At 56.2% G+C, this 14,566-nt stretch carries 13 protein-coding genes and 1 tRNA gene; 12 read left to right on the forward strand and 2 right to left on the reverse strand.

Features of this window, described 5'->3' with window-relative positions:
• Positions 1–3: 3 nt before the first annotated feature.
• The gene (locus tag CFU_RS09385) at positions 4–1,056 is read right to left on the reverse strand and encodes a YgfZ/GcvT domain-containing protein (protein ID WP_014005803.1); all 1,053 of its coding nucleotides are present in this window, start codon (positions 1,054–1,056) and stop codon (positions 4–6) included.
• 96 nt (positions 1,057–1,152) lie between these two features.
• On the opposite strand from CFU_RS09385, the gene mltG reads away from it, so the two are divergent.
• From mltG to CFU_RS09425, 8 genes are all read left to right on the forward strand, one after another.
• Entirely contained in the window at positions 1,153–2,160 is a 1,008-nt protein-coding gene (mltG, locus tag CFU_RS09390) for an endolytic transglycosylase MltG (protein ID WP_041741632.1), read from the forward strand.
• A 41-nt stretch (positions 2,161–2,201) separates the two neighbouring features.
• Positions 2,202–2,828 carry a dTMP kinase gene (gene tmk / locus CFU_RS09395; RefSeq protein WP_014005805.1) on the forward strand — a complete coding sequence of 209 codons (627 nt, stop codon included), beginning with the start codon at positions 2,202–2,204 and terminating at the stop codon, positions 2,826–2,828.
• Positions 2,825–3,871, forward strand: coding sequence for a DNA polymerase III subunit delta' (locus tag CFU_RS09400; RefSeq protein WP_014005806.1), 1,047 nt, complete (start codon positions 2,825–2,827; stop codon positions 3,869–3,871). Before tmk ends, CFU_RS09400 begins: the two co-directional genes overlap by 4 nt.
• 28 nt (positions 3,872–3,899) lie before the next feature.
• On the forward strand, positions 3,900–4,280 hold the full coding sequence (locus CFU_RS09405; protein ID WP_041743208.1) for a PilZ domain-containing protein: 381 nt from the start codon (positions 3,900–3,902) through the stop codon (positions 4,278–4,280).
• Positions 4,281–4,313: 33 nt separating this feature from the next.
• Entirely contained in the window at positions 4,314–4,835 is a 522-nt protein-coding gene (locus CFU_RS09410; RefSeq protein ID WP_014005808.1) for a GNAT family N-acetyltransferase, read from the forward strand.
• 80 nt (positions 4,836–4,915) lie between these two features.
• Positions 4,916–5,500, forward strand: a complete 585-nt coding sequence (gene rdgB, locus CFU_RS09415) for an RdgB/HAM1 family non-canonical purine NTP pyrophosphatase (protein ID WP_041741633.1) — start codon at positions 4,916–4,918, stop codon at positions 5,498–5,500.
• On the forward strand, positions 5,497–6,753 hold the full coding sequence (hemW, locus tag CFU_RS09420; RefSeq protein ID WP_014005810.1) for a radical SAM family heme chaperone HemW: 1,257 nt from the start codon (positions 5,497–5,499) through the stop codon (positions 6,751–6,753). Before rdgB ends, hemW begins: the two co-directional genes overlap by 4 nt.
• Before the next feature lie 92 nt (positions 6,754–6,845).
• Positions 6,846–6,935 (forward strand) — tRNA-Ser (locus CFU_RS09425).
• A 97-nt stretch (positions 6,936–7,032) separates the two neighbouring features.
• Here CFU_RS09425 and CFU_RS23260 read toward each other — a convergent pair.
• The gene (locus CFU_RS23260) at positions 7,033–9,960 is read right to left on the reverse strand and encodes a PAS domain-containing sensor histidine kinase (RefSeq protein WP_050808528.1); all 2,928 of its coding nucleotides are present in this window, start codon (positions 9,958–9,960) and stop codon (positions 7,033–7,035) included.
• A gap of 570 nt (positions 9,961–10,530) precedes the next feature.
• Here CFU_RS23260 and CFU_RS24415 point away from each other — a divergent pair.
• The 4 genes from CFU_RS24415 (at position 10,531) to CFU_RS09445 (ending at position 14,564) form a co-directional block, all read left to right on the forward strand.
• Entirely contained in the window at positions 10,531–10,818 is a 288-nt protein-coding gene (locus CFU_RS24415; RefSeq protein WP_238531422.1) for a hypothetical protein, read from the forward strand.
• A 135-nt stretch (positions 10,819–10,953) separates the two neighbouring features.
• On the forward strand, positions 10,954–12,174 hold the full coding sequence (locus CFU_RS09435; protein WP_014005812.1) for a glycosyltransferase family 4 protein: 1,221 nt from the start codon (positions 10,954–10,956) through the stop codon (positions 12,172–12,174).
• A gap of 198 nt (positions 12,175–12,372) precedes the next feature.
• Positions 12,373–13,629, forward strand: coding sequence for a glycosyltransferase (locus CFU_RS09440; protein WP_014005813.1), 1,257 nt, complete (start codon positions 12,373–12,375; stop codon positions 13,627–13,629).
• Positions 13,626–14,564 (forward strand): NAD-dependent epimerase/dehydratase family protein, encoded by a 939-nt coding sequence (locus CFU_RS09445; RefSeq protein ID WP_050808529.1) that lies wholly within the window; start codon positions 13,626–13,628, stop codon positions 14,562–14,564. Before CFU_RS09440 ends, CFU_RS09445 begins: the two co-directional genes overlap by 4 nt.
• The last annotated feature ends 2 nt before the right edge of the window (positions 14,565–14,566 follow it).

Raw genomic sequence — 14,566 nt, forward strand, 5'->3', positions numbered from 1 at the left:
CGCTTACGCCGACAGCTCAGCGTCGGTGACGTCGACGATCGAATAGGGCAGCGCCTGGAACTGCAGTTGCGGGCCCGCGGTCGAACCCAGGTGCACCGTGCCGTTCTCCAGCGCGGCCAGCTTGATCTCCAGCAGGCAGCGGCTGCTGCCGGCGCTGTCGGCTTCTGCATTGACGATCATGCCGCAGGGCTGGTCCGGATCGGCGCTGGAAAAGACTTCGGTGCCGGCGGCGATGCCGGTGGCGGCGACGCTTGCCAGCACTGCACGGCGCTTGAGTTTGCCCAGGTACTGGCTGCGGGCGACGATTTCCTGTCCCGGATAACAGCCTTTCTTGAAATTGACGCCGCCGATTACTTCGAAATTGATCATTTGCGGCACAAACTGTTCCTGTGTCGGCAAGGTGATTTGCGGCACGCCGGCCAGGATATCGCCCAGGCGCCAGGCTGACGCCGCTACCGGCTGCAGGTTCTTGCCCAGTTGCGGCCAGGCGGCGATGGCGTGCTCGGGGCTGGTGATCCATTGGTAACGCGGGACTGAACCGGTCCCGGTATCGGCATCGGCGACGCGGATCAGGGTGCCGTGTTCATTGTCGAGCTTGGCATAGGGTTCTGCCGGCAGGGCCGGGAACCAGGGCGCCAGTGCGGCGCCGGCGGCATTGCCGGCCAGGCCGAGGATGATTTGCGTATCCGATACGTCGGCCGGCTTGGCCTTGGCGCGCATGACAAACATCTGCAGGCGCTTCTGGATCGCTGCCTGCAAGCTGCGCGGCAATTGCAGCAGGATGCTGTCGCCGCTCTTCCACATCAGGAAGGTGGCCAGCAAGCGTCCTTTCGGTGAGCAGTAGCCGGCCAGCCGGGCTTGTCCTGCGGGCAGGTTCTGGACATCGTTGGTCAGCTGGGTATGCAGGAAACTGGCGGCGTCTTCCCCGCTGAATGCGATCAGGCCGAGATCGGTCAGCGGTGCAACAAAAGACGCACCGGCAGTGGCCGTCGCCGGCAGCGCATCGAACGATTGCTGTTGTGAAAAATCCAGCCAGGTACTTGTCATTTCATTCATAAATTGTAGGCATTCCCGAAACAGCGATTATCATATTGGGTTGATTATAGAGTTGTCGCAAAAAAAGCGTTGGAATCGGCCGTTTTTGCGGGATGCATGAAAACCAATCGGAGCGGACCGGACTTGTTTAAAAAACTATTGTTGAGCGTGATCTTGTTAGGCGGCGCAGCCGCCGGCGGCGTGGCTTACTGGGCGCAGCAGCCGATTTTCGAAGACGGCCCGGTGCGGCCGTTCACGATCAAGCCAGGCAGCACGTTGGCCAGTTCGGCGCAGCAGATCGACGAAGCCGGGGTCGGCGTCAATCCCCAGCTGCTGGAATTGCTGGCGCGGGTGACCGACAAGGGCAGCAAACTGAAAGCCGGCAGTTATGAACTGAAACCGGGCGCCACGCCGCTGCGTTTGCTGACGCAACTGGTGCGCGGCGAGTTTGCGCAGGAATCGCTGACCGTGATCGAAGGCTGGACTTTCCGCCAGATGCGGCAGGCGGTGGCGGCGCAGCCGGCGCTGAAACACGATACCGCGGCGCTGTCGGACGCCGAACTGCTGGCAAAAATCACGCCCGACTACGCCATGCCGGAAGGCCTGTTCTTTCCCGATACCTATTTGTTCGCCAAGGGGTCGAGCGACCTGCAGGTGTACAAGCAGGCGCATAGCCTGCTGATCAAGCGCCTGACTCAGGGCTGGGAGGGGCGCGATACCTCGTTGCCGTACAAGACGCCGTATGAAGCCCTGATCATGGCCTCGATCGTGGAAAAAGAGACCGGCAAGCGCGCCGACCGCAGCACGATTGCCGGCGTGTTCATCAACCGCCTCAAGATCGGCATGCTGCTGCAAACCGACCCAACCGTGATCTACGGCATGGGCGATCAATACCAAGGCGCCATCCGCAAGCGCGACCTGACCACCGATACGCCTTACAACACCTATACCCGCGCCGGCCTGCCGCCGACGCCGATCGCCTTGCCGGGCGCGGAATCGATCAGCGCCGCCATGCATCCGGCGCAGACCGACGCCCTGTATTTTGTCGCGCGGGGCGACGGCAGCAGCCATTTCTCGAATAACCTGGGCGAACATAACCAGGCGGTGAATCAATATCAGCGATAATTGGCATATTCGGGACATTCGGCAACCCAACAGATAAGGCAATGGCAAAATTCATCACATTTGAAGGCATAGACGGCGCCGGCAAGTCGACTCACATCGCTTTTGTCGCCGACTTGCTGCGCGCGCAGGGCCTACAGGTCATCACCACCCGCGAGCCGGGCGGCACCACGCTGGGCGAAGCGCTGCGCGAAGTATTGCTGCACCAGAAAATGCACCTGGAAACCGAGGCGATGCTGATGTTCGCCGCCCGCCGCGAACACCTGGCGCAGGTGATAGAACCGGCGCTGGCGCGCGGCGACTGGGTCATCTCGGACCGCTTCACCGACGCCACCTTCGCCTACCAGGGCGGCGGCCGGCAACTGCCGCTGGCCAAGCTGGAAGCGCTGGAGCAATGGGTGCACCCGCATTTGCAGCCGGACCTGACCCTGTTGTTCGACGTGCCGCTGGAAGTGGCGCGCACGCGCCTGGATGCGACCCGCACACTGGACAAGTTCGAACAGGAAAAAGCGGATTTCTTCGCCGCCACGCGCGCCGAATACCTGCGCCGCGCAGCGCAGTTTCCCGAGCGTTTCCGCGTCATCGATGCGACCCGGACGATTGCCGAAGTCCAGCAAGAGCTGAAGCAAATCATTTCAAGCCTGCCAAGCCAGCCCGGCGGCAAGCAATGAGCAACTCCTTGTTCCCGTGGCAGGACGGTGTCTGGCAGCAGCTGCAGCAGATGCGCGCGCGCCTGCCGCACGCGATCCTGTTCCATGGCGCCGAAGGCATAGGCAAGACCGTGTTCGCCGAGCAGTTCGCGCAATCGCTGTTGTGCGAGCAGCCGCAGGCGGACGGCCATGCCTGCGGCGTCTGCGGCTCTTGCGGCTGGTTCATGCAATACAATCACCCGGATTACCGGCGTGTGCGGCCGGAAATCCTGGACGGCGAAGATGCGGCCGAGGGCGACGGCGCGGAGGATGGCGACAAGGGGAGTACAAAGTCAGCAGCCAAGTCGGCCAAGGCGCCGTCCAAGGAAATCAAGATCGACCAGATCCGCGTCTTGTCAGGTTTCATGAATATCTCCACCCACAGGCAAGGACAGCGGGTGGTCTTGCTGTATCCGGCCGAAGCGCTGAATACCGCTGCCGCCAACGCCTTGCTGAAGACATTGGAAGAACCGCCGCCGAACACGGTGTTCCTGCTCAGTTCAAACAGCCTGGACCGGCTGTTGCCGACCATCTTGTCGCGCTGTCGCAAATTCGCCATGCCGCTGCCGTCGCACCAGCAGGCCATGGCCTGGCTGCGCCAGCAAGAGGTCAAGGATGCCGACGTCTGGCTGGCCGAACAGGGCGGGGCGCCGCTGACTGCCTATGCGCAGTCGCAAAGCGAAGGGCGCGAACTGATCGACGAGTTTTTGCAGCATCTGACCAAGCCCGGCATAGACGGCGCCCTGAAATGCGCCGAACATTTGCAGAAAACCCCGGTCGCCGAGCTGGTGGGGTGGCAGCAGCGCTGGCTGTACGATCTGTTTTCCTTTAAATTAAGCGGCACAATCCGGTATTATCCTCGTTATGAAAAAGCGCTGGCAGGATTGGCCGCCAAAGTTGAAACCGGCGCCTTGCTGCGAGCCCTGAAAAGCAGCAACGAGCGCCGTGCAGTCGCAGAACACCCCTTGTCGGCGCGCCTCTTCATCGAAGAGATGCTGCTCGATTACGCTGCAATGTTTGCTTGAATTTTGAGCTTGATTTTTGAGGATGAAGATGGCTGAAAACACCACAATCCCGGCTGAACCGGTCAAACTGTCCCGGCCTTCGGTCCTGTCGCTGGTGATCAAGGAAAAATCGGCCCTGTACGCCGCGTACATGCCGTTCCTGACCAATGGCGGCATCTTTGTGCCGACCAACAAGAGCTATCACCTGGGCGATGAAATCTACCTGATCCTGAGCCTGATGGACGACGGCACCAAGTACCCGATCGCCGCCAAGGTGGCCTGGATCACGCCCAAGAACGCCAACAACAACAAGGCGCAGGGGGTCGGCGTGCATTTCCCGGACGACGACAGCGGCCAGCGTCTGCGCAAGCGGATCGAAGAAGTGCTCGGCTCGGCCTTGGGCTCGGCGCGCCCCACCCATACTTATTAAGTTATCAAGGCTGGCAACACCAGCAGCATCTCGATGAATCAGACGAACTACAGTTTCAGGATCGCCGGCCAGCAGGATTTGCCGGCCATCGTCGCTATCTATAACAGCACCGTCGCTTCGCGCGAGGTGACCGCCGATACCGAGCCGGTCACGGTGGCGTCGCGCCAAGGCTGGTTCGACCACCACAACGCCGAACGCCGGCCGCTGTGGGTGGTGGAGCAGCAGGGCGCAGACGGCCAGCCGGCCATCCTGGGCTGGTTGTCGTATTCCGACTTTTATGGCCGCCCGGCCTATGCCGGCACCGCCGAGCTGTCGATCTACATCCACGAACACGCGCGCGGCAAGGGCATGGGCCGTTACCTGCTGGGGGTGGCGATCGAGCGCGCCCCGAGTTTCGGCGTACATACCTTGCTGGGTTTCGTATTCGGCCATAACCAGCCGAGCCTGAAGCTGTTCGACGCCTTCGGTTTCGAGCGCTGGGCCAATATGCCGCGCGTCGCCACGCTGGACGGCATCGAGCGCGACCTGGTGATCCTGGGCAAGCGCGTAGCTTAATTCGTTTTAGTCGCTGGTCCGACGTCAATTTCTACCGGTGCTAAAGTACCGGCTTTCTCCTATCTTGTTTCGAGTTGCTCATGTCACGCACCCTGGTCCTGGCCTCCAATAACGCCGGCAAGTTAAAAGAATTCAGCTCTTTGCTGGCGCAGATCGACTTTGAGGTCCGCCCGCAAGGCGAATTCGATGTTCCGGAAGCGGAAGAGCCGTACCTGACGTTTGTCGAAAACGCCCTTGCCAAGGCGCGCCACGCTGCGCGCCTGACCGGCTTGCCGGCGCTGGCCGACGATTCCGGCGTCTGCGTCAACGCCCTGGGCGGCGCGCCCGGCGTATTGTCGGCGCGTTACGCCGGCGAGCCGAAATCCGATGCAGAAAACAACCGCAAGCTGGTCGCCGAGCTGGCGCCGCACGCCGACAAATCGGCCTATTATTATTGTGTGCTGGTATTCGTGCGCCATGCCGACGATCCGCAGCCGGTGATCGCCGACGGCCGCTGGAACGGCGTCATCATCGATGAGCCGCGCGGCGCCGGCGGTTTCGGCTACGACCCGTATTTCCTGCTGCCGGAGCAGGGCAAGACCGCGGCTGAATTCAGCGCAGCCGAAAAGAACGCCATTTCGCACCGCGGCCAGGCGCTGCGTGCCCTGGTTGAAAAGCTGCGATGATCCCGATCAAACCGATAGGCATGCCGGGGCAAGCTAAAAGTCAGGCCGCCGACAAACCTTCCGCCGCCGCCCAGGCCGCGCTGGCGTATCTGCAGCCGGGCGCGCTCAGCCTGAGCGCCTTGCCGCCGCTGTCGCTGTATATCCATTTCCCGTGGTGCGTGAAGAAATGCCCGTATTGCGATTTCAATTCGCATGAAGCCAAGGGCGGTTTTCCGGAAGAAGAATACCTGGCGGCTTTGCGGCTCGACCTGGAAGCGTCGCTGCCGCTGATCTGGGGCCGCAAGATCTACACGATCTTTATCGGCGGCGGCACGCCCAGCCTGATGTCGGCGGCCGGACTGGACCGCCTGATGTCGGATGTGCGTTCCCTGCTGCCGCTGGACGGCGCCGCGGAAATCACGATGGAAGCCAATCCCGGCACCTTCGAGGTGGAGAAATTCAAGTCCTACCGCAACAGCGGCATCAACCGCCTGTCGATCGGCATCCAGAGTTTCAACGGCCGCCACCTGCAGGCGCTGGGCCGCATCCACGACGATGGCGAAGCGCGCCGCGCGGTCGAGATCGCCCATGCGACTTTCGACAATTTCAACCTCGACCTGATGTATGCCTTGCCGTCGCAAACATTGGAAGAGGCGCAGCAGGACGTCGCTACCGCCATCGGCTTTGCACCGCCGCACCTGTCGCTCTATCACCTGACGCTGGAGCCGAATACTTACTTCGCCAAGTATCCGCCGGTAGTGCCGGACGACGACGCCAGCGCCGAAATGCAGGACATGATCAGCGCCCACACCAGCGCCGCCGGCTATGGACATTACGAAGTGTCAGCCTATGCGCAAGCCGGCCGCCAGGCACGCCATAATCTGAATTACTGGCAGTTCGGCGACTACCTCGGCATCGGCGCCGGCGCCCATTCCAAGCTGTCGTTCCCGCACCGCGTGATCCGCCAGATGCGCTACAAGCAACCCAAGGCTTACCTGGAGCACAGCCGCCTGGGCAACGTAGTGCAGGAAGAAACCGAAATCGGCCGCGACGACCTGGGTTTTGAATTCATGCTGAACGCGCTGCGCCTGAATAACGGTTTTGAGGTGAACCTGTTCAGCGAACGTACCGGACTTGCACTCAATACGATAGAAAAATCCTTGAACCAGGCGGAAGCCAAGGGCTTGCTGTACCGTGATCACAAGATCATCCGGCCGACCGAACTGGGCCGGCGCTTCCTGAACGATCTGCAGCAAGTGTTCTTGCTGGATTGAGCTGTTTCCTTGCCCAATCTGGGTGAATTCCGGGAAAAAGCGCGTCAGGTATCGTTAATTTTCTGCAAAATTGGTATAATTACGACCTCTCAGGAAGTGTGGCCGAGTGGTTGAAGGCACTAGTCTTGAAAACTAGCGACGGTTTATCCCGTTCGTGAGTTCGAATCTCACCGCTTCCGCCAGATCCAAGCAAAACGGCCCTCTTTGGGCCGTTTTGCTTTTCCAGCAATGATTGCTTGCTTTTGATTCGGGCGCTATCTACGGCAATCAGCAACTGCATCACGAATCTGTCGATACGCTGTGTGCGTGGATGGGAATGCCTACTCTGATGATTGTTCCTTGATCCGGCATGCTGGAAATTTCAACGTTACCCTCCAGCATCAGCACCCGCTCGCGGACGCCAATCAGGCCAAACGATTGTTTCTTTTGTAATAGCGAGTCGAATCCCTTGCCGTTATCGCGCACCTCCAGCAGGTAATGGCTTTCTTTTCGATCCAATGCAATCTGGACTTCCGTTGCGTCCGCATGACGGCTGATATTGGTCAGCGATTCTTGTGTAATCCGGAAAATTTCGGTAGCGCGTTTTTCATCCAGATGGATATCCTCTTCAACCACGCGCAATATGCATCGTATACCGGGGTGCACACGGTTGAATTCTTCCGCCAGCCATTCCAGCGCAGGCACAATCCCCATGTCAAGCGCTGACGGGCGCAACCACGTCACCAGGTTGCGTACTATTTGAATCGTGGAATCGACCAGCGTTATCATGCGCTGAATTATTGCTTGCGACGAGGAATGATCTTCATTGTATTGAAGCTCGAGGACCGACGACATGCCCATGCGCAATGCCGACAGGCACTGTCCCAGTTCATCGTGAATTTCACGCGACAGGTGCCGACGGTCATCTTCTCTTGCGGTTTCGTTGTGCGCAGCCAGTTGACGCAGCAGTAGTTGCGATTCTTCAAGGCGGCGCTGAGTTTCTTTCAAGACGGTGACGTTTTTGCCGATCGCTAGCGCGCCGATCACTTCACCGTCCGGGTTGCATTCTGCCACGACATGGAAGGCATAATCGGCAGTTTGCAGATTCGCTTTGGTCCCTCTGAGAAAAATCTGTGCAGGAATCTGGGTTTCCATGACTTTACATAGCGTCGCGTTGAATTCTTCGCCCGAGATGCCGGTCCGCCATTTTGCATCCGGCGTTTTATGCATTGATTGTCTTGCCGGAATGCCAGTTTCCTGTTCATAGGCCGGATTGACGTAGGTGCGCCGGCAATCGCGATCGTATCGCACGACCAGATCGGGCAGGTTTTCAGCAAGCGTACGGAATTCCTGCTCGCGCTTAAGCAGCAATTCATCCGCCTGCTTCCGTTCGGTGATGTCGCGCCCGATCGCAAGCACGCCGATGGTTTGTCCGCGCCCGTCCTTTTTGGGGATAAAGCGTATTTCAAAAAAGCGTTCCCCGTCTGGCGTCATCCATTTATTTTCGATTGCATGGGGCGCACCTAGCCGGATGGTTTCTTTGATGTGCTTCTCCTGTTGCCCGTCCGGATCCAGATGCAATTCGCGCATCGTTTTACCGACAAAATGTTCGGAGGTTCGACCGTAAGCCTTCGCGACGGATGGATTGACGTAGGTATAGCGGCCCAGCAAATCAAAACGGGCAATAAAATCGGGCAGATTCTCAACCAGAGTGCGCAGTCTGATTTCGCTTTCCTTGAGCGCGGTGATGTCCCGACCCAGCGCCAGCACGCTGACTATTTGCCCGTTCGGAGCTCGTTCCGGCATCAGCTGGATTTGAAGGCAACTGGTTTTGCCGTCGGGGGAGTGCAGGAAGAGTTCAATTTCCTGTTTCACGCCGTTCTGCAAGACTTGCTGTATTGCGTGCTGATATTGCACTGTCTCGCCATAATTCAGCTCAAATCCGACAGGAGTTTTACCCAGCATTTCCTGCGCTGGGATACCGGTGACACGTGTCAGTGCCGGATTGACATACATGCGTCGGCATTCCCGATCGTAACGGACAATGGTGTCGGGAGAGTTTTCCACGAGGGCACGAAACTCCTGTTCTCGCTTATGCAAAAGCTCTTCCGTGCGCTTGCGTTCGGTAATGTCGCGCACCAGTGTGACGTTGTAACCGCGTCCATGGTATTCGAAATATCTGGCACTGACTTCTACCGGGAAAATGCGTCCATCCTTGGCCTGATGGCGAGTTTCGATTTTTTTGGAGCCGTGGATTTTGATGTGATCGAAGCATTCAGGCCAGCGCGCCGCCGGCCAGTCGGGATCGATATCGGGTACACCCATGCCAAGCAATTCGGCACGGCTGTAATTGAGCGCTCGACAGGCTGCATCGTTGGCGTAGTGAAAGCGGCCGTGCTGATCGATCAGTAGCACGCTGTCATTGACTTGATTCAGGGTGAATTCGTTCAGCGCCAGATGCTGCTCTGTTTCCTTGCGCCGGGTGATGTCGCGAGCATAGCCTACGCTGCCGCGCAATTTGCCGTCCGCATCCCATACCGGCGCCTTATAAATTTCGAACCATTTGCGGACGCCCTGAACCTCAATGATTTCTTCGTATATCTTCCGGTCGCCGCTGCCGAGTACTTCCTGATCGTCGTCCCGGTATTGCTGCGCCAGGTCCTGCGGGTAGATATCCTGGTCCGTTTTGCCCACGAATCCATCGGCGGCTGCGAGGCCGAAGGCGTCGGCAAATGGCTGGTTGACGGCGAGAAAGCGGCTTTCCGTATCTTTAAGCCAGGCCAGGAATGGAAAATTGTCGAACAATATGCGCTGTTGATTATCCTCGCTCAGGCCGCCATTCTTTGGCGAGGCCAGCGCGCTAGTGTCGATAAGCTGAGCGAAAAAATACAGGAACCCGCCATGCGCGTCGCGCACGGGCGAGAGGTGTAGCGTCCGTTGGATGATTTGGCCGTTCTTGCGTATATAGCGCGACTCAAGGCATAGATCGCCGGTCGTTTCATGCGTCAATCGATCATCAAATGCATTCAGGATCAAAAGCTGATCCTCGGGATGCAGGATGTCTGCAAAATGCTTGCCGGTCAGTTCTTCTGCTTCATATCCGAGGATTGCATGCGCTGCGGTGTTCACTGCCAGGAAAATCCTGTCTTGGCCGATGATCGTCATTGCAGTTGCCGACCGTTCGAAGATATCTTGGAAAAAATCTTTCTTCTTGGGTAGCAAATTCATGGCAGGCTCGTCTCGCATAGAGGACATTTGAGTTTCTTTACGGTGCAGATCGGAGTACAGCAGTCAGAAAATCTCAAAATAAGATGCTGTGGGCAGGTCGCCAAGACGGTTCCGGTGCGTCACGGGCAAGCCTGGCAGTGTACTGCAGCCGCTCGTGGCTTGCTGACGACGCCGTGCGACTCGCGCGTCGTGATCATAATGCATGCTGCGCTTTAATCTGGGGAGCGGTACGCCCCCCAAATGACCAGGCAATAGCCGACAAAAGCCAGATGGCGGGAGAGCGACGGCCATGGCCAATGGACTGTCACTGTACATACCGGTGAGCTCCTTGTCGGCACTCTCCCATATCGCAGAAAAAGGATTTTTGGTGCGAAGGCATTGTCGGATTCTTTCCAAATCTCGCGAACGAACACGGTTTAGCCACTGGTTGACTGTTCTTGCGAATGAACCGACGTCGCTTTTCTTGTACTCAAGATAAATCAAGAATTTTTTTTGCCGAGGTAGTTGACGAAAATGTGGGTAACTTTACGCATGGGAAGCGCCGATATAGGCACAGTGACCAGTAGCGATATGTCGGAATTGCGTGCTTTTATTTTCCAATTGCGAATTCAGGATGCCTATTTCCTTCAAAGATGTGCGGACCAATTATGGCTAGGACTGCTTCGGGCAAGGCCATTTTTTCTATCTGCCAATATGAGTAAAGATAAGCAATGTCTGGCAAGCTGGGTATCAGGAGATCTTGCTATTGCTGTAGGGATGGCCGCATCTGCTGTCGGAAATCACCTGGTTTTCTATGGATTGAAGAATTTTTGTTGCCATAAGGAAATCCTTACGGGCTTTTGGGGATTGTCTGATTGATGTTTAATCTGAATTTTCAGATCATTGACAAAGCAATAAGGCGAGTTTGCGTTAATTAAAAACGGCAAAAATCGGCGGCCCATATTTGCCATATTGCAATACTGAGTTCGATGAGAATTTAATCCCACGACGCATATGAAAATTCTCTTCGTTCACCAAAATTTCCCTGGCCAATATCTCCATCTTGCCCGTCACCTGGCATCCATTTCAAGCAACGAAGTCGTCTTTATTACCCAGCGCCAGGACGCATCGATTCCCGGTGTGAAGAAAATTGTCTACAAGCCCCGGCGAGCTATAACCCCGGGCATCCATCAATATTTGCGCGAGACCGAAGCCGGGATACTAAATGCGCAGGAAGTGGCGCGCGTTGCGATGGAGTTGAAAAATTCCGGGTTCGTGCCAGACGTAATGCTCGGCCACAATGGTTGGGGAGAAATCTGGTATCTGAAAGATGTCTTTCCGAATACGCCATTATTGGGTTATTTCGAATTTTTCTATAAAGAGCACGGTGCCGACGTCGGCTTTGATCCGAATGATCCTCCCACACCGGATAGGCCGCCACGCTTGCGAACCAAAAACTTCGGCAATCTGCTGGCGTTAGAGTCGGTCGACTGGGGGCAATGTCCGACAACGTGGCAACGATCCGTCTATCCGCTACGCTATCAGTCCATCATCAGCGTTATCCACGAGGGGATCGATACCCAACTGGTTAGACCGAATGAGAAGGCTAGTTTTAACATTCCAGGCACTGATATTGTCTTGCAACAGGGCGATGAGGTAGTCACCTATGTTGCGCGCAATCTGGAGCCCTACCGCGGATTCCCGAGTTTCATGCGCAGCCTTCCTGTCATTTTGGCTCGACGTCCAAACGCCCAGGTCTTAATAGTCGGTGGCGATGAAACCAGCTATGGCCCTGGTTTACCGGGCGGATTGACCTTTCGGCAGCGTTTGCTGGATGAATTGGGAGATGCGATTGATCTCAGTCGTGTCCACTTTCTTGGCAAAGTGCCTTATTCATCTTTCCTCACGATTCTGCAGATATCGCGCGTCCACGTTTATCTCACCTTCCCATTTGTGTTGTCGTGGTCGATGCTGGAAGCCATGTCGGCGGGGTGTCTTGTCGTTGGTTCCAGAACGGCTCCAGTGGAAGAAGTGATTCGAGATGGCGTAAACGGCATTCTGGTCGACTTTTTTTCATCAGGCGAGATTTCACAGCGCGTTGTCGAAGCACTGGAAGATGCACGCGCGCATGCACAAATCAGACACAACGCTCGCCGCACCATTGTCGACAGATTCGATTTGCGGACAATTTGCTTGCCGGCGCAGTTGGGCCTGATTGACAAACTAGTTTTGTAGCGTTCTGACAGTACAAGGCGTTGTATAGGGAATGGGTAATTTTTATATGTTCAATCGCAAGCCGTTGGGTGCCGAACTCTTGATCAAGCAAATTCTTTCTCATTTCTCAAACGATTCGCTGACCTATGCCTTGCGGGAGCTGGGATTGCCAGCGCACGATTTGAGTGACGACCATTTGCAGCGTACTAGAGCGAGCCAATGAAGCGCATCCTGTTGACGTGGGAAATCGGCTTAAACACGGGGCACTTGGTGCGATTATTGCCAGTGGCGGAGCAACTCAAGGAGCAAGGACATGCGGTATTAGCTGCTGTCCGCGATATACCAACGGCCGCGGCCGTTTTTGGCCCAGCAAACATTTCTTTTGTTCAGGCTCCGATACTTGCCCAGGGGCGGCAACTACGTCATCGCCAGACCGGTTACGCCGATATCTTGCTATCTCAAGGCTGGGCGGAAAATTCCGTCTTGTGGGGACTGGTACAAGGTTGGATCAATCTTTTCCGGATGTTCAGACCTGATGTTATCGTCGCGGATTTTTCGCCGACAGCCTGCATGGCTGCTCGTATTACAGGTGTACGCGTCTTATTGCTGGGAAATGGTTTCGAATTGCCGCCGGCAACCGATCCGTTACCGCCATTCCCCGGATTCTCATGGGCGACGCAAGAGCTTGCCGCCAGATCCGAGGCCATTGCCGTCGAAACCGCGAACACGGTGATACAAGCATTCAAGGGCAAGAAGCTTCAAGCATTACGGGATCTGTTTGATCCGCAAACATGCCTGCTGGCCACGTTTCCTGAGCTTGACCATTACGGTGCGCGACCCAATGTCCGTTATATCGGTATGCTGCGCGGACAGCCCAAGGCAGAAGTAATTACATGGCCGGACGAGGGCGAACACCGTATTTTTGCTTACTTGAGACCCGATACCGAACATGTCGACGCAATCCTTGGTGGTTTGCGTGAGAGTGGGACCAGTGTCGTATGCGTTGCGCCAGGATTCGACAAAGAGCGACTCAACAAATATCGAAGTGCGCGGATCACCTTTACGACTCGACCTGTTGCGTTGGAACAGCTTGCAAGCAGTGCGCATGCTTGTGTGTCATATGCGGCGGAAGGTACGGTAGCGACTTTTTTGTTGAAAGGCGTGCCGCAATTGATGTCGCCGCGATTAGTTGAAGGGCATATGACGGCAAAGAGGGTCGTTCAGCTAGGTGCGGGCCTGATGGTGCCCGCCGGAGCCACCGATCAAATCGTTGCGACAATGCTGGACCGACTATGCCGAACATCCGAATGCACAACCAAGGCTATGTCTATTGCAGACCGACATCGAGGTTTCGATGTCAATGCTGCGGTCGAGGAGATTGTTGGTTTTGTGAATATTCTTACTGAGGACATTCTGCCTTCCCACAAATTGTTGGCTGGTATCTCGGTTGAACAGGAAAGCGATGATCGACGATGAGTAAAGAAAAGATCGTGCGATGTCTTGTCTTAGGCGGAGCTGGCTTTATCGGGACAGACTTGGTGGAAGGTCTGTTGGATGAGGGCTATGCCGTACGTGTTTTTGATAGAAAGCAATCTCCAGTTCTTGCTACCCTTTTGTCAAAGGGCGACATCGAGTGTATCCATGGCGATTTCGGCGATAAGGAGCTTCTTTCCAATGCCATCCAAGGATGCGATATCGCTTTCCATTTGATTGGCAACACACTTCCAAAAACATCGAATGACGATCCCCTTGCCGACATAGAGTCGAATTTGGTGGGGACGGTTCAGTTTTTGGAGTTGGCTCGATATTCCGGACTTAAGAGAATAATCTTCATGTCTTCCGGCGGCACTGTTTATGGCGAGTCTACGCAGCTGCCAATCGGCGAAGACCATCCTGTCAATCCGATCACCTCGTACGGGATCGTCAAATTAGCCATCGAGAAATATCTTGAGCTTTATCGCCATCTTTATGGCCTGGAGTACGTTGTGTTGCGTGCGTCCAATGTGTACGGAGAGCGTCAAATGGCGACCGCGACTCAAGGGGCAGTTGCCGCATTTATGCAACAGGCTCGCAACGGCGAACCAATTGAAATTTGGGGGGATGGCTCTGCTGTCAGGGATTATGTCCATGTATCCGACGTTGTGGATGCATTGATTCGCTCAGCGCGATATACGGGACGATCTGCAATTCTCAATATCGGATCTGGTCACGGAACCCGGATCGACGAATTGGTAGACATCATTGAAGTGGTTACCGGGAAGACAGTTGTGCGAAACCCTGGTAGAGAACGAGCCTTTGACGTCAAGTCGAATATCCTCACCTGCGATCGAGCGTATGTGGCATTGGGATGGTTGTCCAAGGTCGGCCTGCGCGAGGGTATTGGCAAGATTCATGGGAGTTTTAAAACTTAGTT

This window comes from Collimonas fungivorans Ter331 (assembly GCF_000221045.1).
Classification (GTDB): Bacteria; Pseudomonadota; Gammaproteobacteria; order Burkholderiales; family Burkholderiaceae_D; genus Collimonas; species Collimonas fungivorans_A.

Excerpts from the sequence above, each read along its gene's own strand:
- CFU_RS24415 (WP_238531422.1), top strand. The coding sequence starts at position 10,531 with ATGTCGGAATTGCGTGCTTTTATTTTCCAATTGCGAATTCAGGATGCC.
- rdgB (WP_041741633.1), top strand. The coding sequence starts at position 4,916 with ATGTCACGCACCCTGGTCCTGGCCTCCAATAACGCCGGCAAGTTAAAA.
- tmk (WP_014005805.1), top strand. The coding sequence starts at position 2,202 with ATGGCAAAATTCATCACATTTGAAGGCATAGACGGCGCCGGCAAGTCG.
- CFU_RS09440 (WP_014005813.1), top strand. The coding sequence starts at position 12,373 with ATGAAGCGCATCCTGTTGACGTGGGAAATCGGCTTAAACACGGGGCAC.
- CFU_RS09400 (WP_014005806.1), top strand. The coding sequence starts at position 2,825 with ATGAGCAACTCCTTGTTCCCGTGGCAGGACGGTGTCTGGCAGCAGCTG.
- hemW (WP_014005810.1), top strand. The coding sequence starts at position 5,497 with ATGATCCCGATCAAACCGATAGGCATGCCGGGGCAAGCTAAAAGTCAG.
- CFU_RS09445 (WP_050808529.1), top strand. The coding sequence starts at position 13,626 with ATGAGTAAAGAAAAGATCGTGCGATGTCTTGTCTTAGGCGGAGCTGGC.
- CFU_RS09385 (WP_014005803.1), bottom strand. The coding sequence starts at position 1,056 with ATGAATGAAATGACAAGTACCTGGCTGGATTTTTCACAACAGCAATCG.
- CFU_RS09410 (WP_014005808.1), top strand. The coding sequence starts at position 4,314 with ATGAATCAGACGAACTACAGTTTCAGGATCGCCGGCCAGCAGGATTTG.
- CFU_RS09405 (WP_041743208.1), top strand. The coding sequence starts at position 3,900 with ATGGCTGAAAACACCACAATCCCGGCTGAACCGGTCAAACTGTCCCGG.
- CFU_RS09435 (WP_014005812.1), top strand. The coding sequence starts at position 10,954 with ATGAAAATTCTCTTCGTTCACCAAAATTTCCCTGGCCAATATCTCCAT.
- CFU_RS23260 (WP_050808528.1), bottom strand. The coding sequence starts at position 9,960 with ATGAATTTGCTACCCAAGAAGAAAGATTTTTTCCAAGATATCTTCGAA.
- mltG (WP_041741632.1), top strand. The coding sequence starts at position 1,153 with ATGAAAACCAATCGGAGCGGACCGGACTTGTTTAAAAAACTATTGTTG.